Origin of the sequence: Calidithermus terrae, from assembly GCF_003574345.1 — a bacterium.
GTDB classification, from domain to species: domain Bacteria; phylum Deinococcota; class Deinococci; order Deinococcales; family Thermaceae; genus Calidithermus; species Calidithermus chliarophilus.
In genome coordinates this window covers 1-21,568 of record NZ_QXDL01000026.1, presented here as the reverse complement: position 1 = coordinate 21,568, position 21,568 = coordinate 1, and the positions used below count along the sequence as shown (strand labels likewise).

General features: G+C 70.7%; 21 protein-coding genes. 8 read left to right on the top strand and 13 right to left on the bottom strand.

What is annotated here, in order from left to right; translation table 11 throughout:
• Nucleotides 1–206: 206 nt before the first annotated feature.
• Complete coding sequence (purD, locus tag Mterra_RS04950; RefSeq protein WP_119314165.1) at nucleotides 207–1,445, top strand: phosphoribosylamine--glycine ligase; 1,239 nt, start codon at nucleotides 207–209, stop codon at nucleotides 1,443–1,445.
• Here purD and Mterra_RS04945 read toward each other — a convergent pair.
• From Mterra_RS04945 to Mterra_RS04935, 3 genes are read right to left on the bottom strand one after another with little or no spacing between them, the layout of a single operon-like run.
• Entirely contained in the window at nucleotides 1,437–1,988 is a 552-nt protein-coding gene (locus Mterra_RS04945) for a hypothetical protein (RefSeq protein ID WP_119314164.1), read from the bottom strand. The genes purD and Mterra_RS04945 overlap by 9 nt on opposite strands.
• A 17-nt stretch (nucleotides 1,989–2,005) precedes the next feature.
• Entirely contained in the window at nucleotides 2,006–2,206 is a 201-nt protein-coding gene (locus Mterra_RS04940) for a hypothetical protein (protein WP_119314163.1), read from the bottom strand.
• A 3-nt stretch (nucleotides 2,207–2,209) separates the two neighbouring features.
• On the bottom strand, nucleotides 2,210–2,986 hold the full coding sequence (locus tag Mterra_RS04935) for an inositol monophosphatase family protein (protein ID WP_119314162.1): 777 nt from the start codon (nucleotides 2,984–2,986) through the stop codon (nucleotides 2,210–2,212).
• 93 nt (nucleotides 2,987–3,079) lie between these two features.
• Here Mterra_RS04935 and Mterra_RS04930 point away from each other — a divergent pair, with 93 nt between their 5' ends.
• Nucleotides 3,080–3,400, top strand: a complete 321-nt coding sequence (locus tag Mterra_RS04930) for a PEGA domain-containing protein (RefSeq protein ID WP_119314161.1) — start codon at nucleotides 3,080–3,082, stop codon at nucleotides 3,398–3,400.
• Between the two features lie 52 nt (nucleotides 3,401–3,452).
• Here the strand turns inward: Mterra_RS04930 and prmC are convergent, their stop codons facing one another.
• The gene (prmC, locus tag Mterra_RS04925) at nucleotides 3,453–4,313 is read right to left on the bottom strand and encodes a peptide chain release factor N(5)-glutamine methyltransferase (RefSeq protein ID WP_119314160.1); all 861 of its coding nucleotides are present in this window, start codon (nucleotides 4,311–4,313) and stop codon (nucleotides 3,453–3,455) included.
• A 2-nt stretch (nucleotides 4,314–4,315) separates the two neighbouring features.
• On the bottom strand, nucleotides 4,316–4,948 hold the full coding sequence (locus Mterra_RS04920; protein ID WP_119314159.1) for a Jag family protein: 633 nt from the start codon (nucleotides 4,946–4,948) through the stop codon (nucleotides 4,316–4,318).
• A 214-nt stretch (nucleotides 4,949–5,162) separates the two neighbouring features.
• Between Mterra_RS04920 and prfB the strand changes: the two genes are divergently transcribed.
• Nucleotides 5,163–6,261, top strand: a protein-coding gene (gene prfB / locus Mterra_RS04915; RefSeq protein ID WP_119314158.1) for a peptide chain release factor 2 whose coding sequence is annotated in 2 segments (ribosomal slippage) — nucleotides 5,163–5,213 and nucleotides 5,215–6,261 — 1,098 coding nt in all. Because the reading frame shifts where the segments join, the coding sequence is not laid out codon by codon here.
• Between the two features lie 15 nt (nucleotides 6,262–6,276).
• On the opposite strand, the gene Mterra_RS04910 is transcribed toward prfB, so the two are convergent.
• Nucleotides 6,277–7,842: an AMP-binding protein gene (locus tag Mterra_RS04910; RefSeq protein WP_119314157.1), complete on the bottom strand. Its 1,566-nt coding sequence runs from the start codon at nucleotides 7,840–7,842 to the stop codon at nucleotides 6,277–6,279.
• A gap of 6 nt (nucleotides 7,843–7,848) precedes the next feature.
• Entirely contained in the window at nucleotides 7,849–8,688 is an 840-nt protein-coding gene (locus Mterra_RS04905; RefSeq protein WP_119314156.1) for an SDR family NAD(P)-dependent oxidoreductase, read from the bottom strand.
• Nucleotides 8,689–8,996: 308 nt separating this feature from the next.
• Here Mterra_RS04905 and Mterra_RS04900 point away from each other — a divergent pair, with 308 nt between their 5' ends.
• Entirely contained in the window at nucleotides 8,997–10,925 is a 1,929-nt protein-coding gene (locus Mterra_RS04900; RefSeq protein WP_147372551.1) for a hypothetical protein, read from the top strand.
• A 170-nt stretch (nucleotides 10,926–11,095) separates the two neighbouring features.
• On the top strand, nucleotides 11,096–11,443 hold the full coding sequence (locus Mterra_RS04895) for an SWIB/MDM2 domain-containing protein (RefSeq protein WP_119314154.1): 348 nt from the start codon (nucleotides 11,096–11,098) through the stop codon (nucleotides 11,441–11,443).
• Between the two features lie 252 nt (nucleotides 11,444–11,695).
• Here the strand turns inward: Mterra_RS04895 and ilvD are convergent, their stop codons facing one another.
• The 6 genes from ilvD to leuC form a co-directional block, all read right to left on the bottom strand.
• Nucleotides 11,696–13,351 carry a dihydroxy-acid dehydratase gene (ilvD, locus tag Mterra_RS04890; protein WP_119314153.1) on the bottom strand — a complete coding sequence of 552 codons (1,656 nt, stop codon included), beginning with the start codon at nucleotides 13,349–13,351 and terminating at the stop codon, nucleotides 11,696–11,698.
• A gap of 85 nt (nucleotides 13,352–13,436) precedes the next feature.
• A complete protein-coding gene (locus Mterra_RS04885; protein ID WP_119314152.1) occupies nucleotides 13,437–14,171 on the bottom strand; it encodes an SDR family NAD(P)-dependent oxidoreductase in 735 nt (244 codons plus the stop codon).
• Nucleotides 14,172–14,918 carry an SDR family NAD(P)-dependent oxidoreductase gene (locus Mterra_RS04880; RefSeq protein ID WP_119314151.1) on the bottom strand — a complete coding sequence of 249 codons (747 nt, stop codon included), beginning with the start codon at nucleotides 14,916–14,918 and terminating at the stop codon, nucleotides 14,172–14,174.
• A gap of 28 nt (nucleotides 14,919–14,946) precedes the next feature.
• Nucleotides 14,947–15,999 carry a 3-isopropylmalate dehydrogenase gene (gene leuB, locus Mterra_RS04875; RefSeq protein ID WP_119314150.1) on the bottom strand — a complete coding sequence of 351 codons (1,053 nt, stop codon included), beginning with the start codon at nucleotides 15,997–15,999 and terminating at the stop codon, nucleotides 14,947–14,949.
• A 64-nt stretch (nucleotides 16,000–16,063) separates the two neighbouring features.
• Nucleotides 16,064–16,669, bottom strand: a complete 606-nt coding sequence (gene leuD / locus Mterra_RS04870) for a 3-isopropylmalate dehydratase small subunit (protein WP_119314149.1) — start codon at nucleotides 16,667–16,669, stop codon at nucleotides 16,064–16,066.
• Between the two features lie 78 nt (nucleotides 16,670–16,747).
• Complete coding sequence (leuC, locus tag Mterra_RS04865; protein ID WP_119314148.1) at nucleotides 16,748–18,172, bottom strand: 3-isopropylmalate dehydratase large subunit; 1,425 nt, start codon at nucleotides 18,170–18,172, stop codon at nucleotides 16,748–16,750.
• Between the two features lie 376 nt (nucleotides 18,173–18,548).
• Between leuC and Mterra_RS04860 the strand changes: the two genes are divergently transcribed.
• From Mterra_RS04860 to Mterra_RS04850, 3 genes are all read left to right on the top strand, one after another.
• Nucleotides 18,549–18,959: a hypothetical protein gene (locus Mterra_RS04860; protein ID WP_147372550.1), complete on the top strand. Its 411-nt coding sequence runs from the start codon at nucleotides 18,549–18,551 to the stop codon at nucleotides 18,957–18,959.
• A 245-nt stretch (nucleotides 18,960–19,204) separates the two neighbouring features.
• The gene (locus Mterra_RS04855; RefSeq protein WP_119314146.1) at nucleotides 19,205–19,621 is read left to right on the top strand and encodes a GPW/gp25 family protein; all 417 of its coding nucleotides are present in this window, start codon (nucleotides 19,205–19,207) and stop codon (nucleotides 19,619–19,621) included.
• A gap of 21 nt (nucleotides 19,622–19,642) precedes the next feature.
• The coding region (locus tag Mterra_RS04850) for a putative baseplate assembly protein (RefSeq protein ID WP_119314145.1) at nucleotides 19,643–21,568 on the top strand (1,926 nt) is incomplete at its 3' end.

The following is a 21,568-nucleotide window of genomic DNA, read 5'->3' as shown; positions in this document are numbered from 1 at the left end:
CAGGCCACCACCCTCCCCAGGCGGCGGTAAATAAGCCTCGCACCCGTTGTCTCCCCAATCCTTATAGATCTCCTGCGGAAACGCCGGCAAGCGTCTCGAGCGGCCGTGCTTGACGCGACTATCGACCCTCAGCCGCCAGCGGCTCCTGCAAGAAGGCTTTTGTAAGCAGGGCAACCTTCCCTGGCCGGGCCGTTTAGAATGGCGGCGTGAAAGTCCTCGTGGTGGGCTCAGGTGGGCGCGAACACGCCCTGGTCTGGAAGGCGGCCCAGTCGCCCCTCGTCTCCAAGCTCTACGCCGCCCCGGGCAACCCGGGCATGGCCGAACTGGCCGAGCTGGTGCCCATTACCGACGTGCGGGAACTGGCCGAGTGGGCCGGGCGCAACGCCATCGAGTTGGTGATCGTGGGCCCCGAGGCCCCGCTGGTGGAGGGGCTGGCCGACCGGCTCGAGGAGCGCGGCGTCAAGGTCTTCGGGCCCCGCCAGCAGGCGGCGATGATCGAGGGTTCCAAGGCCTTCGCCAAGGGGCTGATGCAGCGCTACGGCATCCCCACCGCCTCCTACCGCACCTTCAGCGACCCCATCGAGGCGCTGGAGTACCTCGAGCGCGTCGGCGCCCCCATCGTGGTCAAGGACTCGGGCCTGGCGGCGGGGAAGGGCGTGACCGTGGCCGGCGCGCTCCAGCAGGCCAAGCAGGCCGTCACCAACATCCTCTCCGGCCCCGAGACCGGCGAGGTGGTGATCGAGGAGTTCCTCACCGGCCCCGAGGTCACCGTGCTGGCCGTGACCGACGGCCAGACCATCGTGCCCCTGCTGCCCTCGCAGGACCACAAGCGCCTGCGCGACGGCGACCAGGGGCCCATGACCGGCGGCATGGGCGCGGTGTGCCCCTACCCCCTCCCGCCCGAGACCCTGCGCGAGGTGCAGCAGCGCGTGCTCGAGCCCCTCGTCGCCGGGCTGCGCTCGGAGGGCGTGGTCTACAAGGGCGTGGTCTACGCCGGGCTGATGCTGACGCCGGGCGGCATCCGGGTGCTGGAGTTCAACGCCCGCTTCGGCGACCCCGAGGCCCAGGCCATCCTGCCGCTGCTCGAGACCGACCTCGTCGAGCTGGCCCTGGCCGTGGCCGAAGGCCGGCTGCACGAGCTCGAGCTGCGCTGGCACGGCGGCGCCTCGGCCTGCGTGGTGATGGCCGCCCCCGGCTACCCCGAAGACCCCCGCAAGGGCATCCCCCTGCGCCTGCCCGAGCAGGTGCCCAGCCAGGTGCTCTACTTCCACGCCGGGACCCGGCAGGCCGAAGGCCAGCTCCTCGCCAACGGCGGCCGGGTGCTCAACGTGGTGGGCCTGGGCGCCGGCCTGCGCGAGGCTTTGGACTACGCCTACCGGGGCGTGGCCGCCGTGGACTTCCCCCAGGCGCAGTTCCGGCGCGACATCGGGAAGAAGCTACTCTGACGCGGGGTTCCAGGCTTCGTCGAGCGCCTCCTGGGTGTCGTCGTAGAGCGCCTCGACGGACTCGAGCCGCCCTTCGTCGAACCAGAAGGTCAGCACGTAGTCCCCGCTGACGCACTCGATGTAGCCGTCTTCCGCTTCGACCTCGAGGCCCTCCCCGCCCGGGAAGAGGGCGAGCACGTCGTCGTAGGTGCTTTGGGCGGAGAGGCCCACCTCTTGCTCGCCGTTGACGAAGCGCCCGGGGTAGGGCTGCATCTGCAGGTACGGGTCCGGCTGGAGGTGGAAGACGAACTGGCACACCGCCCCGCCGTCGCACTCGAGGTACAGCCCGAGCTCGCGGTACACCAGGGCCTCGTCGTCGCGCAGCTCCTTCCTGGGCCGGTGGCCCAGCAGGCGCCCGAGGAGGCCGGGCTCGAGGGTGACCTCTTCGGGAGGGGTGTCCTCCGGGCCGAGGAAGGCGAAGGCGCTCGCCGGGCTGCCGATGGGCACGCCGCACAGCTTCCAGCCGTCGAAGTCGAAGACCAGGTTACGGGGGCTCGGGCGCATGGGTCGCTCCGCCTGTTTCAGTCGGCGCAGTCGCCGAGGGGGTAGGGGTGTTCGCAGTAGGGGCAGCGCCGCTTGAGGCCACAGGCGGCCACGAAGCCTGCGGGCAGTTCCATCCCGCAGGCCAGGCACACCCGCTTGCGCTTGTCGAGGAAGAGCTCGAGGTCGGGCGCCGGGTTGCGCGCCGTGGCTTCGGCGGGGGCGGGCTCGCGGCGGCTCATGGGCTACCGGCCGTGGATCGTCGCCAGCAATTCCTCGTGGATGCGGCCGTTGGAGGCCATGAGGTAGCGGTTGCCCATGCGGTAGGGCTCGCCGTGGATGCCGGTGATCCGGCCGCCCGCCTCCTCGACCAGCAGCCAGCCCGCCGCCACGTCCCAGGGGTTGAGCTTGACCTCCCAGAAGCCGTCGAGCCGCCCGCAGGCCACGTAGGCGAGGTCGAGGGCGGCGGCGCCGGGGCGGCGCACGGTGATGCCCTTGAAGAGGACGCGCTCGAGGTAGGTCAGGTTCTCGCGGTCGCGGGCGACGTCGTAGGGGAAGCCGGTGGCGATGAGGCTGCCCAGCAGCTTCGGCGACCGCGAGACGCGGATGGGGCGGCCGTTGAAGTAGGCCCCGCCGCCGCGGGTCGCGGTGAAGAGGTCGCCGCGGGCGGTGTCGAGCACCACGCCCACCACCACCTCGCCGCGCACCTCGAGCCCGATGCTCACGCAGTAGAAAGGGAAGCCGTGGGCGTAGTTCACGGTGCCGTCGAGCGGGTCCACGATCCAGCGGTACTCGCCCTCGCCCTGCTGGCCCTCCTCCTCGCCGAGCACCACGTGGCCGGGGTGCCGCTGCTCGATGAGGGCGCGGATGGCGGCCTCGGCCTCCTTGTCGGCCTGGGTCACGACGTCGGTGGGGGTGGACTTGGTGCTCTGGGTGAAGCCTTTGTCCTGGTAAAGCTGGTGGATGCCTCGAGCCACGTAAGCCGCGGCGAGCGCGGTCTCGAGGAAGGGGCGCAGGTCCATACCCGCCTACCATACCAGGACTCCGGCCCGGCCCGAAGGCTCCCCTCATGCAGCCCAAACCCCCGGCCGGTTTAATCGGAGTGGGAGGAGCCGATGAAGCTACGCCTCGGTCTTTTCGCCTTCGTGGCCCTGCTCTTCGCCGGGTGCGTCCCGGTCGTCGTGCAGCCCGACGCCCCCCCGCCCGCCGGGGTGACGGCGCTCGAGGTGCGCGCCAACTCGGCCGACGCCGTGGTCTTCGTGGACGGCCGCGAGGCCGGGCGGGTGGGCTCGGACCGCGTGCTCGTCTTCAGCCGCATCCAGCCGGGCAGCCACGAGGTGGTGGTGCTGGCGCCGGGCTACGAGGCCTTCGTCCAGAACATCCGCGTCGCCGCGGGGCAGTACTTCCGGCTCGACGTGGTCCTGCGGCGGCTGTAGCGCCCTGAGGGTAACGTGCCTCGAGCTACCCTCGCCTCGGAGGGCGGCCGGGTCAGGGCGACCCCGGCGCGGGCGGCGGTGAGCCGTGGGCGCTCTTCCGCGCCACTACGAACCGCGGCCTTCCCGTAAGGTCGGCCTCGACCTGGACCCCTTGCCAGCCCTGGCCTGCCGCCTCCTCGGCCAGGGTTGGCGCGTTGTCGGGGGAGAGCTCGAGCGCCAGCCAGCCCCCGGGCTCGAGCGCTTCGTGCGCACGCTTGAGCAGTTCGCGGGGCATGTCCAGCCCGTCGGAGCCCGAGTACAGCGCGACGTCGCGCTCGTAGGCCAGCTCGGGCGGGGCTTCGGCGCGGTACGCCTCCGGCAGGTAGGGCGGGTTGGAGATCAGCAGGTCGAAGCCGCCCAGCCCGGCGGTGAAGGCCCCCTCGAGCACCTCCACCGCCAGGCCCAGCCGCTCGGCGTTGGCCCGCGCCAACCCCACCGCCTCCGGGTCAACGTCGGTGGCCCACACCCGCGCGTCGGGGCGGGCGCGCTTGAACGCCAGCGCGACGGCCCCCGTCCCGGTCCCCACGTCCAGCACGCGGGGGCTGGGGTGACGGGCGATGAGCCCTAGCCCCAATTCCACCAGCCCCTCGGTCTCGGGGCGGGGGATCAGCACCCCCTCGCGCACCTCGAGGGTCAGGCCGCAGAACTCCACGTCGCCCAGCAGGAGCTGGAGCGGGTAGCCCGCCAGGCGCCGCTCGAGCCAGCCCCGCACCCGCGCCTCCGCCCCGGGCCCCACCTCCTCGCCCAGGCGCAGCAGAAGGCCCTGGGAGCTGGTCCGCAGGGCCTTGGCGAGCAGCCAGTAGGCCTCCTGGCTCGGCTTGTGGGCGCTCTCGAGGCGGTTCCCCAGCTCGTTGAGCAGTGCCCGCACCGTCACGGCTACTCGGCGTCGGGGGCGGTGTCGGGCTCTTCGGGCGGTGGCGGCGCGTTGGGGTCGCGCGGCAGGATGACCACGTGCCGCTCCTCGCCCTCGCCGTAGGAGGTGGTGGTCACGCGCGGGTGCTGCTTGAACATCAGGTGGATCATCCGGCGCTCGCTGGCCCGCATGGGCGGAAGCTCCACCGGCTGCCCGCTGACCTCCACCTGCAGCACCGCGTCGGAGGCCATGCGCCTGATGCGCTCCTCCTGGCGCTTGCGGTACCCGGCGGCGTCGAGGATCACCCGGTAGGCCCCGCCGAACTGCTTCGCCATGTACGCGTTGGCGACGAACTCCACCGCCTTGAGGGTGCGCCCCTCCTTGCCGATGAAGCGTCCCAGGTCGCCGCCCAGCACCTCCACCCGCAACAATTCCCCGTCCTGCCGCACGTCGAGCGAATAGGCCGGGTCGAGCCGCAGCAGCAGCCCCACCATGAAGTTCTCGAGCGCCCGCTTCGGGTCGCTTTCACCCACCGTGTTCGGGGCCACTACCCCTACCGGCTCCTCCTCCTTGAGCACGGTGGCAGGCGGTGCCTCGCCCTCCCCGATGCCCAGGTCGGAGAGCAGGTCATCCAGACCCCTCTTCTTCTCGTCCATGAGGAATAGAATATACCGTTCGGGGCTGAACGCCCAACGCGCGGTAGCCCGTAGCCGATAGCGGATAGCCGGGCGCGGGTCGTACGCCCTACGTCGTACGCAAGACGCAAGACGCTAAAGGCATGTCCTACGTCGTACGTCGTACGCAAGACGCCTTGGCCCTCGGCCCTCGACAAACCAAGAGCTGACGGCTTCCTGCTATACTCAGCAGGTTATGGATTTGCCGACGCTGCAACACCGACTCGATGCCCTCAGGGGGTATCTTTGACATCGCCGGTAAGGAAGACCGGCTGAAAGAACTCGAGCACAAGCTCAACGACCCCAACCTCTGGAACAACCCCGGCGAGGCGCGGGCCGTCTCGCAGGAGAGCACCCGGCTGCGGCGGGCGGTCGAGGGCTATAAGCGGCTGGAGTCCGACCTGCAGGGGCTGCTCGAGCTGTGGCCCGAGATGAGCGCGGAGGAGCGCGAGCAGATGCAGCCGGAGCTCGAGGCCGCCGCCGGGCAGCTCGAGGAGCTCTACCACCAGACCCTGCTCTCCTTCCCCTACGCCGAGAACGCCGCCATCGTGACCATCAAGCCGGGGGCGGGGGGCACCGAGGCCTGCGACTGGGCCGAGATGCTGCTGCGCATGTACACCCGCTTCGCCGAGCGCCGCGGCTTCAGCCTCGAGATGATCGACCTCGAGCCCGGCGCCGAGGCCGGCATCGACTACGCGCAGTTCATCGTGCGCGGGGAGAACGCCTACGGCCTGCTCTCGCCCGAGGCCGGGGTGCACCGCCTGGTGCGGCCCTCGCCCTTCAACGCCCAGGGCAAGCGCCAGACCAGCTTCGCCGCGCTCGAGATCATGCCCGAAGTTGACGAGTCGGTGGACGTGCAGATCAACCCCGAGGACCTCCGCATCGACGTGATGCGCTCGCAGGGCAAGGGCGGGCAGGGGGTCAACACCACCGACTCCGCCGTGCGCGTCGTCCACCTCCCGACCGGCATCATCGTCAAGTGCCAGGTCACGCGCAGCCAGCAGAAGAACAAAGAGATGGCCATGAACATCCTGCGCTCGAAACTCTTCGAGATCGAGTGGAAGAAGAAGCAGGAGGAACTCGCCCGCCTCAAGGGCGAGTCGCGCCCCATCGAGTGGGGCAGCCAGATCCGCAGCTACGTGCTCGACAAGCAGTACATCAAGGACCACCGCACCGGCGAGATGCGCCACGACCCCGACCAGGTGCTCGACGGCGACCTCGAGAGCCTGATCTGGGCGGGGCTGGAGTGGAAGGCCGGGCGGCGGGAGACGGTCGCCGTGGGCGACGACGAGTAGGCCGAGACGGACCCCTTAGGCGCTGGGGCGGCCAGGGCCGCTCTCCTCGAGCTCCCGCCGCCGGACCTTTCCCGCGAGGTTGCGGGGCAAGGCCTCCACGAACGTGATCCTCTTGGGCCGCGTGCTTCTCGGGAAGAGTCCCTCGAGGTCGCGGGCGACGGCCTCGGGGGTCATCCCGGGCTGCCCGGGCTTTATCACCACGAACAGGTGGATGGCCTGGCCGTACTCGAGGTCCCCGATGCCCACCGCGGCGCACTCCTGCACGTACTCGAGGTGCCCCAGCACGCTTTGCTCGACGGCCTGGGGGTACACCTTGACCCCGCCGCAGATGAGCATGTCGTCGGCGCGGCCCATCAGGAAGAGGCGGCCTTCGGCGTCGAGGTAGCCGGCGTCGCCCATGGGGATGCCTCGCCCTCCTCGCACGACCCTGACCTCTCCCGGTTCTCCGGGGGGCAGTTCGCGCCCGTGCTCGTCCAGGATGCGCGGCTTGAGCCCAGGGAGCGGGCGGCCCACGCTCGAGGGTGCCTGCCGCAGGTCCTCGGGGGTGGCTAACGAGATCAGGCCGGCCTCGCTCGAGCCGTACAGGTTGTAGAGCACCGGCCCGAAGCGCTCGAGGCAGCGCACGGCGAGCGGGGGGTCCAGCGGGGCCGAGCCACACAGGATGCGGCGGAGGGCGGGCGTTGGGCGCCCCCCGGCTTCGAGCAGCCGGTACAGGACGGTGGGGACCAGGACCAGCGTCGCGATGTGCTGCTCCTCGAGGCAGCGCAGGTAATCCTCGGGGGTGGCCTTAGGGAAAAGGAACAGGGGAGAGCCCGTGGCGAGGGTCATGAGCAGCGTGGCCAGGCCATGCCCGTGCAGCAGGGGCACGGTGAGCAGCGTGGGCTCGCCGGGCCGGAGCCACAGGCGGTCCAGAACACCCGTCAGGACCCCGAGGGCTTCCTCGAGCGAGGGCCCGCGCCGCACCGCCTTGGCCGGGCCCGTGGTGCCCGAGGTGAGCAGGGTCAGGCGGCCCGCCATCCGGCGCAGTCGCCCGTGACGGGTCGTGCCCATCAGACTGGCGAGACTCGGGGATTCGCCGGTCTCCGCGCCGGTGTGCACGATCTCCGGCGAACCCCGGCGGAGGACGGGCTCGAGGCGGGGCAGGAATTCCCCGTCGCAGATCAGCACGTCGAGGGGGCTCTTCGCGTTGAGGGATTCCCACTGGTCGGGGGTCAGGCTGGTGGGAAGGAGGAGGGTGTCCAGGCCCAAGCGCGCGCAGGCCAGCAGGCCCTCGACGAGGGCGACGCGGTTGCGGCCCAGGATGGCGCAGGTTCTGGCGGCCGGAAAGGCCTCCTGCAAACCGCAGGCCAGCCGGTCGGCTCGAGCCGTCAGCTCCCCGAACGTGACCGTCCGGCCGGGCTCGGCCAGGGCGAGGCGCTGCGGGAAGCGCCGGGCGTTCCACGCCGCGAGGGTGTACAGCGAGCCCCCGTAGCGCACGTAGCAGGCCAGGAACTGCAGGAGCGCGTGGGCCGGGCTCGAGCCGAGCAGGCCCGTCCGGGCCAGGGCGCCGTAGGCGGTGAGGAGGTCTTGGGGCAGGCTCATGGCGGGCTAGTCGGGGCTGCGGGCGTCGAGGTAGCCGAGGATGCGGTTGATGGGCGTGGGGACCAGCAGGGTGAGGAGCTCGCTCCACCCCAGCCACCAGGGGGCCACCCGCTCGGCCTGGGTGACGATGGCGTAGGCGATGGCCTGGGCGGCCTCGAGCGGGCTCAGCGTGGGCATCCGGTCGTAGAGGCGGGTCGGGGCGATCATGCGCGTTCGTACCAGGGGCAAGTACACCGAGGAGACGTAGACCCCTCGCGGCCGCAGCTCGCAGCCCACGCTCCGCAACCACAGGTCGAAGCCCGCCTTGCTCCCCTGGTACGCCGCCCAGCGGGGCGCGCCGGGCTGCTTCACCGACACCGTGGACACGTTGACGATCTGCCCGCCCCCTTGCGCGATCATGCGCGGCAGGAGCGCCGTGATGAGGGAGGCGGGGCTGGCGAAGTTGAGGGCCAGGCAGCGCCCCAGGTCGTCGCGCTCGAGCGACTGTACGACGCGCCGCCGGATGGACTTCCCCGCGTTCGAAACTACCGCGTCGATGCGCGGGTGGTTGGCCTCGAGGGCGGCGGCCAGCGCGGGAACCTCGGCCACCTTGTACAAGTCGGCGGGGTAGGCCCGGGCCTTGCCGCCCTCCCGCCTGATCTGCTCGGCCAGTTGGGCCAGCTTCTCGGCCGTGCGGGCCACCAGCAGCACCTCGGCCCCCGCTCGAGCCAGCAGCAAGGCTGTCGCCTCCCCGATCCCGTAGGAAGCCCCCGTGACGAGCACGGTCTTGCCGCCCACCCGCGCCCGCAGGCGCTCGAGGTCGCGACAGGCGGGCGGGGAGAGGAGGTAGCGGTTGAACAAGGACATGGCTTTTATGGTCGCATAAGTGTTGGTGGCTGATGGCTGAATGCAGGATGCTGGGTGCGGGGCGGGCGTCGTACGCAAGACGCCAAACGCTAAACGCCCTCGCCCCTGGCCCTCGACCCTTGACCCTCGACAAGCCGCATGCCACGAGCTGACCGCTGATGGTTGGCGGCTGACCGCTCCCCGTCCTAAAGCCCACCTCCACCGCTTTCTCACCCTCTTCTAGCCGAAAGCTTAGTAAGGTTCAGACTGATTCTTTTCCGCAGGGGGTGGGGATGCGTATTTTAGGGATCGTTGCACTGGCTTGGGTGATGGTTTCGGGGGCTTTCGGTCAGAAGGCCCAGCAGTTCGACATCTACCGCTTCGCCGTGCCGCAGGGGTGGGAGCGGCAGGACCGGGAGGGGGTGGTCTTCCTGCTGCCTCGAGGCCTGACGGGCAAGCAGGCGGTGCTGATGTCGCTGCTCCCGAGCCAGGAGTTCGGGGGTGACTTCCGGGGGTGGTTCGAGCGGGCGCTGGGGCGCTTCCACCAGGACCACGAGGTGCTCGAGCGCACCGAGGTCCAGACCAGCCGGGCCCAGCCCGGCGACTACCCCGTGCTCGCGCAGGGGGTGGTGGTGCGGGACCCGAAGGGCGTGACCCAGTACCGCTTTTACGTCGCGGGCCACGCCGGGGGGCGGGTGGCGCTGGTGATGTACGCGACGAGCTCGAGCGAGCTTTTCGCCCGTTATGAGCCCGCCTTCAAAGCTTTCCTCGACTCGCTCGAGTTCCACCCCGCCCAGGCCGGTGCGCCCAGGCCGGGCCCGTCCGCGCCCCCGCCTACGGCCAAACTGCCGCCCGTCAAGAGCCCTAGCTACGCCGACATCGTGCGGCTGAAGCTCGACCCCAAGCGCCAGCCCCTGCCCGACGAGTTCCGCTGCTACGCCTTCGCCAAGGGCGACGACTACTCCAAGCCCGCCTTCGCGCTCCAGTTCTTCGGGAAGGACCAGTACCGCACGCCCGGCGGCAGCGGGACCTACGCCCTCAAGGCCGACGGCAGCCTGAGCTACGTGGTGTGGAAGAGCGGGCCCTTCGCGGGCTCGAGCGACGCGTTTTTGCTGTTCAGCGACTACGGCCAGCAGCTCGAGCTGCGCGACGTGGGGCCGCAGGAGCGCGATTACTACTGCTACCAGCAGGGCGCGCGCGAGCAGGTCGCCCGCGTCGAGTTCCGCTTCCGCGACCCGCAGCCGGGCAGCTACCCCTGCGTCCGCACCGACGGCTCCGGCCAGCGCGGCGGCACCCTGGAGGTCCTCCCCGGCCGGCGCTACCGCTTCGGCGGCGGCGAGGGCCGCTACACCGCCGACGTGCTGGGCCAGCAGGACGAGGACTACGGCCGCGTGGAGTTCACCAGCGGCCCCCTGGCCGAGCGCTACGCGTTCTATGCCGAGGACGAGACGGGCCTGCGCCAGTTCACCGTGCACGGGAAGAGCCGCCTGGAGTGCCGCCTGACGGTCGCCAAGCCCACCCGCCTCCCGCGCTTCGGCCCGGCCAAGGCCCCGCCCCCGCCGCCCGGCTCGGGGGGCCTCGAGGGGCGCTTTTATAGCTGGCGCCTCGACGTGATGGCCGCCTCGGGCACCCCCATGTGCGGCGGGCTGTGCTGGGACCTCTACTTCTTCCACAAGAACGGCTACGTCTACACCGGCGAGCCCGAGGAGGGCCTGGAGGAGGCCGACTGCAGCCGCACCAAGCCCAACGGCTTCCCGGTGTGCGAGGTCTACCGCGTCCAGGGCAACCGGATCGTCATCGGCGGGGGCAAGCCCGTCGCCTTCGGGCGTACCGCGGGAGGGCTCGAGCTCGGCGGCAAGACCCTCACGCGCCTCGAGCCCCTCGACGGCCTCAAGCTCCAGGGCCGCTACCGCGCGTTGAGCGCCTTCTCCACCAACCTCGGCGGGGGCGGGGGCGGCTTCTCGGAGGTGGTGCTCACCTTCAGCCGCGACGGCCGCTTCACCCGCGAGGGCGTGTCGGGCTACTCCTTCACCGCCACCGACACGGGCACGCCCTCGGGCGACACCACGGCGGGGGTGGCGGTGGGCAGCCAGCGCAGCAGCGGCGGGACCTACCGCTTCTTCGGCAACACCCTCGAGCTCAAGTTCGGCGACGGGCGGGTGGTGCGCTACTTCGCCTTCGTGGGCGAGCGCGACGAGGGCGGGAAGGTCAAGCTGCTGCGCCTGGGCGGGCGCGACTACTCGCTCGAGGAGAAATAGGGCCCTGCGCGGACGGGGGTGGCCGCGATGGGCTCGGGCACCGATTGGCATTAGGCCGCGACCTACCCTTTAGAAGGATGCCCGCGCCCACGCGGCGGCCGACACTGAGCGCGACGGCTGGGGGCAAAGGGTCGTGCACAGCGCCCCAGGCCTCAGCCCCGGAGGGACTCATGAGCCGATCGAAGCAGCAAGGCGGTTCGAAACAACAAGGCAGTACCCGGCAGCGCAGCGGCCAGGGCCAGCGCGGCGGCGCGCAGGGTGAGGGCACCCGCGAGGTCCGGGGCGGGGTCGCCCAAAAAGTCCAGCCCGACGAGCAACTCGCCGCCATCGTGGGCAAGGAGCCGCTCACCCGGGCCGAACTCACCAAGCGGATCTGGGACTACATCAAGTCCAACGACCTCCAAGACGCCGAAGACCGCCGCCAGATCCTCGCCGACGACCGCCTGCGCCCCATCTTCGGCAAGGACCGCGTCTCGATGTTCGAGATGACCAAGCTGGTCAACATGCACGTGCGCTGAGCGGGAAGGGGCAAGGATCTGATGGGTTGAGCCGTCAGCGGTCAGCCCTCAGCTTTCAGCGGAAGGCTCGGCCCGTGCTAGACCCCTCTCCGCCCGCGGGGAGGGTTTATCCCCCCCCGGCCCCCCTTGTTAAGGGGGAAAAGTAAGGGTGTCTTGCGTTTTGCGTCTTGCGTTCGGCGTACGACGTAGGACGTACGACGCACGACCCGCATTTCGCGTTCGGCTATCGGCTATCGGCGTTCGGCCATCGCCTCACTCCAACACCGCCCCGTACCGCGCACTGCTGACCAGCCGCGCGTACCGCGCGAACAGGCCGCTCTTGTAGTGCGGCTCGGGGGCCTGCCACCTGGCCTTGCGGGCTTCCAGGACTTCGGGGGCGACCTCGAGCTCCAGCGTCCCCGCGTCGCAGTCGATGGCGATGACGTCGCCTTCCTCCACGAGCGCGATGGGGCCGCCCAGGTAGGCCTCGGGGGCGACGTGGCCGATCATCAGGCCCTTGGTGCCGCCGGAGAAGCGGCCGTCGGTGATGAGGGCGACCTCGGGGCCTAAGCCCTCGCCCACCAGGGCGCTGGTGACGGAGAGCATCTCGGGCATGCCGGGGGCGCCCTTGGGGCCCTCGTAGCGGATCACCACCACGTCGCCGGGCCGGATCTGCTTCGCCAGCACGGCCTTCATCGCCCCCTCCTCGCCGTCGAAGACCCGGGCCGGGCCCCGGAACTGCTTGCGCTCGGTGCCCGCGAGCTTGAGCACCGCGCCTTCGGGGGCTAAGGAGCCGTGCAGCACGCGCAGGCCGCCCTCGGGCTTGAAGGCGCGCTCGCGCGGCACCACCACCTGCTGGCCGGGGGCCTCGGGGGCGTCCTGGGCCTCTTCCCACAGGGTCTTGCCGGTGACGGTCTTCTGGTCGCCGTCGATCAGGCCGCCCTCGACCAGGCGGCGGATGATGAGGGGGATGCCGCCCGCCTCCCAAAGCTCCCACGCGGTGTAGGTGCCCCAGGGGCGCATGTCGGCGATGACCGGGGTCCGGCGCGAGACGCGGTCGAAGTCCTCGAGCTCGAGCTTGACCCCCACCTCCCGCGCGATGGCCATGAGGTGCAGCACGGCGTTGGTCGAGCCGCCGGTGGCCGCCACGGCCGCGATGGCGTTGAGGAAGGACTGGCGGGTGAGGAAGTCGGCGGGCTTCCAGTCGTTGCGGATGGCCTCGGCCAGCACCCGCATGGCCCGGCGCCCGGCGGCCTTCTTCTCGGGCACGACGGCGGGGATGGAGTTGTAGCCGACGGGGGAGAGGCCCAAGACCTCGAGCACCATGCTCATGGTGTTGGCGGTGTACTGCCCGCCGCAGGCCCCGGGGCCGGGGATGGCGGCGCGCTCCACCTCGGCGAGCTGCTCGTCGCCGATCTTGCCCGCCGCGTGCTGGCCCACCGCCTCGAAGACCGAGACCACCGTGAGGTTCTTGCCCCCCAGCTTTCCCGGGGCGATGGAGCCGCCGTAGAGCACCAGCCCCGGCACGCCCGCGCGGATGACGCCCATGGCCCCGCCCGGGTTGGTCTTGTCGCAAGCGACCAGCGCCACCATGCCGTCGTAGAGGTAGCCCTGCGCCACCAGCTCCACCGAGTCGGCGATCACCTCGCGGCTGATGAGGCTCGCCCGCATCCCCGGCGTGCCCATGCTGATGCCGTCGGAGATGGCCGGGGCGCCGAACTCGAAGGAGTGCATCCCCGCCTCCTTGGCCCCCTCCTTGAGGTCGGCGGCCAGCTCGCGCAGGTGGAAGTTGCAGGGCATGCCCTCGGTCCAGGTGTTGACGATGCCCACCCAGGGGATCTTGAAGTCTTCGTCGCTGACGCCCACCGCCCGCAGCATCGAGCGGGCCGGGGCCTGTTGGGGGCCTTGTTTGATCCGGTCTGAACGCATGAAACCTCCGGTGTGTCGTACGTCTTACGCCGTACGTCGTACGCGAGCTATGGCCTTCGAGGCGTAGGACGTATGACGTATGACATTAGGCATCGGCATACGTCGCAATCCTACCGTGGAAGCGGCGGGGTTCGTTCTGGAGCAGCCGCACCAGGGCCCGGGCGGTCTCCTCGGGCGAGCGCAGGCGGCCCTGCTCCAAGAAGCCCTGGAACATCGCGGCGATGGGGCCGGGGGCCTCGCGGCCCTGCCGCTGCATGTCGGTGTCAACGGTGCCGGGGCTGTAGACGAAGCAGGTGACCTTGGGCTCCTCGGCGGCGAGCTGGAAGGCGAGGTAGTGCTCGGCGGCCTTGGCCGCGCCGTAGGCGCCCCAGCCCGGGACGTTGCGGCTGGCCGCCCCCGATCCCACGAACACCGCGACCCCGCCGCCCTGGCGCACGAGGTTGGGGTAGGCGTAGCGGGCGAGCTGGAAGGCGGCCTTGACGTTGGCGCCGAACACCTCGTCGAACTGTGCCTCGCTCAGCTCCCACAGCGCGGGCCCGGGGTGCAGCACCCCGGCGTTGTGGACGAAGCCGGCGAAGTTGCCGATCACCTTGGCGGCCTTGACCAGGAATTGCGCGGTCTGGTCGCTGGCGGCGTCGCCCGGCACTGCCCTGGCCTGCACCCCCAGGGCGCGGCACTCCTGGGCCACGGCCTCGAGCGCCTGCGCGCCGCGCGCGCCCAGCACCACGTTGGCCCCGGCGCGGGCGAGCTCGAGGGCGAGCGCCCGCCCGATGCCCCGGCTGGCCCCGGTCACGACCCAGGTCTGGCCCTGCAGGCTCAACTACACACTCTCCCAGGTGGCGACCTTGCCGTGGAAGCGGCGGGGGCTGCCCTCCAGCAGGCGCACCAGCGCCCGGGCCGACTGCTCGGCGCTGATCACGTGGCCCTGCTCCACGTAGCCCTTGAACAGCGGGCGCACCACGTCGGCGCCGCCGCCTTCGGCCTCGAGGAGCTGCCGGGTGTAGTCGGTCTCCACGATGCCCGGGCGGTAGACGAAGCAGACGACGTCGGGGGCCTCGGCGGCGAGCTGGCGGGCGAGGTGCTCCTCGGCGGCCTTGGCGATGGCGTAGACGCCCATGCCGGGCACGTTGTGCTCGGCGGCCCCCGAGCCCAGGAACACCGCCACGCTGCCCTCCTGGCGCAGCAGGTGGGGGTAGGCGTGGCGGGCGAGCTGGTAACCGCCTTTGACGTTGGACTCGAGGATCTCGTCGTACTGGCTCTCGACGAGCTCGTACACCAGCGGCCCCGCGTTGAGGATGCCCGCGTTGTGGATGAAGCCCTTGAAGGGGCCGAGCTCGAGCGCCGCCTGCACCATCTGCCGCGTCACCGCGTCGCTGGCCGCGCTCCCGGCCACCGCGACCACCTGCACGCCCAGCTCGCGCACCCGGTCGCGCACGAACTCCAGCGCCACCTGGTTGCGCGCGCCCAGCACCAGGTGGGCCCCGGCCTTAGCCATCTCGATGGCGAGGGCCTCGCCGATGCCCCGGCTGGCCCCTGTGATGATGAAGCTCTTGCCGCGCAGGTTCATCCGACCACCTCTTACGCCCAGCCTACCCTCAAACCGCGGCCCGGTGCACGGACGCGACGACCTGCCGCGCGAACTCCTGCGTGCTGGCCTTGCCGCCGAGGTCGGGGGTGGGGTTGGTGGCGAGGGCGCGGCTCACCGCCTCCTCGATCTCGCGGGCGACGTCGGGACGGTCGAGGGCGTGGGTGAGCAGCATGGCCGCCGAGAGGATGGCGGCGGTGGGGTTGGCGATGCCTTTGCCCGCGATGTCGGGGGCCGAGCCGTGCACCGGCTCGAAGAGGGGGGTCTTGGCCCCCAGGCTGGCCGAGGGCAGCAGGCCCAGCGAGCCCGGCAGCACCGAGGCCAAGTCGGAGAGGATGTCGCCGAAGATGTTGCCCGTCACCACCACGTCGAAGCGGCCCGGCCTGGTGACGAGGTGCATGGCCATCGCATCGACGTACTGGTGCTCGAGCCCCACGTCGGGGTAGTCGCGGTGCACCTCCCCCACCACCTTCCGCCAGAACTCGCCGACCTCGAGCACGTTGGCCTTGTCCACGCTGCACACCTGCCCGCGCCGCTTGCGGGCCGCCTCGAAGGCCACCCGGGCGATGCGCTCGACCTCGGGCCTCGAGTAGCGCTCGGTGTTCCAGCCCTCCTGTGCGTTCATCCCGCGCGGGGTGCCGAAGTAGATGCCCCCGGTGAGCTCGCGGATCACCAGCACGTCCACGCCGCGGGCGATCTCGGGCTTGAGGGGGGAGAGGTGCTCGAGGCCGGGCAGCACCTTGGCCGGGCGCAGGTTGGCGAAGAGGTCGTGGGCCTTGCGGATCGCCAGCAGGCCGGTCTCGGCGCGGACGTCGCGGGGCACGTGGTCCCACTTGGGCCCGCCGATGGCGCCCAGCAGGATGGCGTCGGCCTCGAGGCAGCCCCGCGCGGTCTCCTCGGGGTAGGGCTTGCCGTGGGAGTCGATGGCGTTGCCGCCGAAGGGGAAGGCCTCGAACTCGAGCTTCAGGCCGTAGGCCTCGTCGGCGGCCTTGAGCACGTCTACGGCGGCAGCGGTCACTTCGGGGCCGATGCCGTCACCGGGAAGGAGGGCGATTTTGGGCATGGTTTCCTTTCTGTCGAGCGTCGTACGCCGTAGGCCTAGTTCCCTGCCTACGGTGCGGGACGCGTCAGCTTTTCACCGCTTTGGGCAGCCGGGCCGAGGCCTGCTCGAGCAGCTCCCCCGCCTCGAGCAGGTCGGCGATGGGGTCCCAGCGGCCCGAGACCAGGGCCTTCCGGGCGCTCTCGGGCAGGCTCACCCCGAAGGCCGTGCCGGCGTAGCGCACCTCGAGCCGCTCGACGTCCACGGTGACCTCGAGGGCCGGGTTTTCCTCCACGGCCGCCGCCAAGGCCTCGATGTCGGCCTTGCTCGCGCTCACGCAGGGCATGGACAGCGCGGTGGAGTTGCCGAAGAAGATCTCCGCGAAGCTCTCCCCGATGAGGGCGCGGAAACCGGCGCGGTAGATGGCCTGGGGGGAGTGCTCGCGGGAGCTGCCGCAGCCGAAATTGGCGCCCACCAGCATGATCGAGGCGCCCTTGAAGCGGGGGTCGTTGAGCGGGTGGGGCTTCTGCGAGCCGTCGGGGGCGTAGCGCTCGTCGTAGAACAGCGCCTCGCCCAGCCCGTCGAAGGTGACGACCTTGAGGTAGCGCGCGGGGGTGATGCGGTCGGTGTCGATGTCGTTGCCGGGGACGTGCACGGCACGTCCGCTGACCTGCTGGATCTTCTCGAGGGCCATTTCAGTGTGCTCCTTGCGTTGCACGCGGGTATCTCGTAGCCGGTGGCCGGTAGCTCGGGGCGCCGTGGGCGTTCGCGCTCATGCCCCCACCAGCCCCCCCACGCCGAACACCTCGCGCGCGTCGCTGACCTGCCCGGTCACGGCGGCGGCGGCCACCATCACCGGGCTCATCAGCACCGTGCGGCCGGTGGCCGAGCCCTGCCGCCCCTTGAAGTTGCGGTTGGAGCTCGAGGCGCACAGCTCATCGCCCACCAGCTTGTCGGGGTTCATCGCCAGGCACATCGAGCAGCCCGCGCCGCGCCACTCGAAGCCCGCCTCGCGGAAGACCTCGGCGATGCCCTCCTCCTCGCACTGCCGGGCCACCGCCTGCGAGCCGGGCACCGCGATGGCCCGCACGCCGGGGGCCACCTTGCGGCCCTTGAGGTACTTCGCCACCTCGCGGAAGTCGGAGACGCGGCCGTTGGTGCAGCTCCCCAGGAAGGCCACGTCCACCTTCACGCCCTTGATGGGCTGGCCGGGCCGGAGCTTCATGTGGGCCAGGGCCTCCTCGAGCCCCGCCCGCTCGGACTCGGGGTAGAGGGCGGGGTCGGGCACCCGGTCGGTGATGGCGCAGCCCTGCCCCGGGTTGATGCCCCAGGTCACGGTGGGGGCGATGTTCTCGGCCCGGATGTTCACCACGTCGTCGTAGCGGGCGTCGGGGTCGGAGGCCAGGGCCTTCCAGCGCTCCACCGCCCGCTCCCACTCGGCCCCCTTGGGGGCGTAGGGGCGGCCTTTGAGGTAGTCGAAGGTGGTCTGGTCGGGGTTGACGTAGCCGCAGCGCGCCCCGCCCTCGATGCTCATGTTGCACACGGTCATGCGCTCTTCCATGCTGAAGCCCTCGAAGACGCTGCCGCCGTACTCGTAGGCGTAGCCCAGGCCCCCGTTGACGCCCAGCACCTTGATGATGTGCAGGATCACGTCCTTGGCGTAGACGCCGGGCCGCAGCTTCCCCTCGACGTTGATGCGCCGCACCTTGAGCTTGCCCATCGCCAGGGTCTGCGTCGCCAGCACGTCGCGCACCTGGGTGGTGCCGATGCCGAAGGCGATGGCCCCGAAGGCCCCGTGCGTCGAGGTGTGGGAGTCGCCGCAGGCGATGGTCATGCCCGGCTGGGTGATGCCCTGCTCCGGCCCGATCACGTGCACGATGCCCTGCTGACCGCTGGAGACGTCGAAGAAGGTGACGCCGTGCTCCCGCACGTTCTCCCGCAGCTTCTTGATCATCTCGTCGGCCTGGGGGTCGGCGAAGGGCTCGAGCAGGCTGTGGGTGGGCACGATGTGGTCCACGGTGGCGAAGGTGCGCTCGGGGAAGCGCACCCTGAGCCCGAGGTCCTTGAGCATGCCGAAGGCCTGGGGCGAGGTGACCTCGTGGATGAGGTGGGCGTCGATGAACAGCTGCGTCTGGCCGTTGGGCAGTGTCCGCACGGCGTGGCTTTCCCAGACTTTCTCGTACAGGTTTTTTCCCATTTCCGCTGACCTCCCGCGCCGACAGCGCAGCACGAAAGGCTTCCGAGGGTTCCCCGGAAGCCACAGCGCTCGCACGCGCCTAAGCCCACGGGGTCGGTGGGCTTAGAACTAGGCGCTGAACCCGCTGGCGCATTGGGGCGAGTATAGCTTTTGGTATACCAAAGCGTCAAGGGCCGGTGAGGGAGTGGCTTGCAGGACGGCGGGGTGGAGGGGTGACGGGCTCGAGGCCCCCCCCGACCCGCGCGGATGAGAAATGTGGGGTATCATGCGTGAGCAACTCGGGAACGAGGGCGTGGAGCGCCGTTGACGCCACCTTTTCTGGGTTTGCCCATACGACCGGAGGCAAACGATGATGCGTACGTTGCGGATACTGGGAATGGCATTGGTGGTGGCGTTGGGCGGCTGGGTGGTCGCGACCCACACGGCGGCGAACATTTTCGACATCGCCCGGGAGGCCCTCGAGAACGACGACTCCGGCCTGACGCTCGTCCAGACGGTGGCCTTCCTCTTCTCCGAGGAGGACGACAGCTTCACCTACTCCTTCGAGACCCTCAAGGACACCGACTACAAGGTCATCGTCGTCACCGACGAGGAGGTGATGGAGGACGTGGACGTGGAGATGGCCTACGCGAACGGCAAGGCCATCTTCAGCGAGAGCGACCCCGACACCACCCAGGTCGAGCACGAGTTCACCTCCGAGGGCGGCGTGGTGGAGATCACCCTCACCGCCGCCGCGATGCCCGACTCCGACGGCTACGCGGCCATCCTGATCCTCGAGGACTACTGAGCAGGTGCCCATAGCCGATAGCTCATAGCCGCGTCGGGCACGACGAACCAGGGTGGCCCACAAGGGCCCTGCTGAGAGCCGCTCGAGCCCCCCACCCCCGGCCGGAAGGCCGGGGTTTTCGTTGGGCATTGGGAACCATTGCGAAGACTGGAAGAGGCATAAAACGGCTCCTGAACAATGATTTTCTTTCCCAATCTGTCATTTATGGACCCACTCGAGGTATAGAATCTTGGAACGAGGAGCGCATGAACGATAGTGACTTCCTTGGAGTGGGTTGGGCCTTCCCGGTCGGCGTGGACAAGCGCGGCCGGATCGCCCTCGCCCGCCACGAGACCGACATCGAGCAGGCCATCCGCATGATCCTCCTGACGCCCAAGGGCCAGCGGGTCATGCGGCCGGAGTTCGGCTGCCAGATCCACGACCTGATGTTCGCGCCCATGGACGCGAGCACCATGGGGCTGGCCAGCTTTTACGTGGAGGAGGCGCTGAAGGTGTGGGAGCCGCGCATCGAGGTGCTCGAGGTGCGGGTCCAGCCCGACCCCGAGCGCGAGGAGCGCATGCTCATCCACATCCACTACGCCGTCAAGGCCACCCACGACAAGCGTTCGCTGGTCTTCCCCTTCTACCGCATCCCGGGCGAACTGCCGGAGAGCACTTCTTGAGTGGGTCCAGATAGGAGAACCATGCCGCTGCCTACCCCCAACCTCGACGACCGCCGCTTCCAGGAGATCGTGGACCAGGCCAAGCGCCTGATCCCCCACTACTGCCCCGAGTGGACCGACCACAACGTCTCCGACCCCGGCGTAGCCCTCATCGAGCTCTTCGCCTGGATGACCGACATGGTCCTCTACCGCATGAACCAGGTGCCCGACAAGCTCTTCACCCGCTTCATGGAGCTCGTGGGGGTCAAGCTCCAGCCCCCCAGGGCGGCCCGGGCCCCGGTCACCTTCTACCTCTCGGCCCCGCCGGAGCAGGACCTGCTCATCCCCGAGGGCACCGAGGTCGCCACGGTGCGCACCGAGACCAGCCCGGCCATCGTCTTCACCACCGAGGCCGACCTGCTCGTCCGCCCGCCGAAGGTGCTGGGCGCGTTCCAGTACTTCGCCCAGGGCCCGCAGGAGAACGCCTGGATCGCCCACGACCTGCGCCGCCTCGAGCTGCCCGGCGAGCGCCTGCCGCTCTTCTCGCCCGAGCCCCAGGTGGGCGACGCCTTCTACGTCGCCCTCGAGCACGACCACTCCAACCACGTGCTGGCGCTGGTGCTGGAGTGCGAGGAGGCCGGCGGGGCGGGCGTGGACCCGCGCCGCCCGCCCCTGGAGTGGCAGGTCTGGCAGGGCCCGGTGAGCCGCTGGGTGCCCTGCGAGCTCGAGCACGACGGAACGGGGGGCTTCAACTACTCCGGCGAGGTCATCCTGCACCTGCCGCCCATGCAGCCCGGGGCCTTCCAGGGGCTGTCGGCCTACTGGCTGCGGGTGCGCCTGAGCGAGGCCCAGGCCGGGCCCGGCGGCTACAAGGTCTCGCCGGAGATCCAGAAGCTGCGGCTGGAGGCCCGCGGGGGCACGGTGGGGGCCCGCCACGCCACCACCGTGCTCGACGAATACCTGGGCCAGAGCGAGGGCACGCCGGGCCAGAGCTTCAAGCTGCGCTTCGCCCCCGTCCTGCCGCGCGACCCCCGGCGCGACACCCTCACCGTCGAGCCCCCCGGCGGGCCGCTCGAGGCGTGGCAGGAGGTCGAGGACTTCGCCGACTCCGGCCCCGGGGACCGGCACTACACCCTCGACCCCCTCGAGGGCACCCTCACGCTGGGCCCCGCCCTCCTGCAGCCCGACGGCTCGGTCTACCGCTTCGGCCAGATCCCGCCCAAGGGCAGCGTGCTGCGCTTCAGCCGCTACCAGTACGGCGGCGGCGTGGGCGGCAACGTGCCCAAGGGCGCTTTGAGCGTGCTCAAGTCCTCGGTGCCCTACGTCGCGCGCGTCACCAACCGCCAGGAGGCGGCGGGCGGGGCCGACGCGCAGAGCCTCGAGGACGCCAAGGTGCGCCTGCCCCAGTTCCTGCGCACGCGCCACCGGGCGGTCACGGCCGACGACCACGAGTACCTCGCCGCGCAGGTGCCCGGCGTGGCCCGGGCCTGCTGCCTGGCCCCCGGGGCTCAGCCGGGCGCCCCGGGCGACCCCAGACCCGGGGAGGTGGTGCTGCTCGTCCTGCCGCAGGTTCGCAGCCGCGAGGCGATGCCCCAGCCCGAAGACCTCGCCCTCTCGGCCGAACTGCGGGCCGCGGTGCTCAACCACCTCGCCGACCGGCAGGTGCTGGGGAGCCGGCTCGAGGTGCGCGCGCCGCAATTGGTGTGGGTCACGGTGGACGCCCGCCTGCGCCCCACCGACCCCGCGCTCGCCGCCGAGGTGCAGGCCTGGGCCGAGGCCGAGCTCTACCGCTACCTCAACCCCTTCACCGGCGGGCCCAGGGGGCAAGGCTGGCCCTTCGGCCGCGACCTCCACGTCTCCGAGCTCTACGCCCTGCTGCAGCGCCACGCGGGGGTGGAGTTCGTGGAGGAGCTCCACATCGGCCTCAGCGAGCCGGGCTCGAGCGCCCCGCCCCAGCCCGCCCCCCAC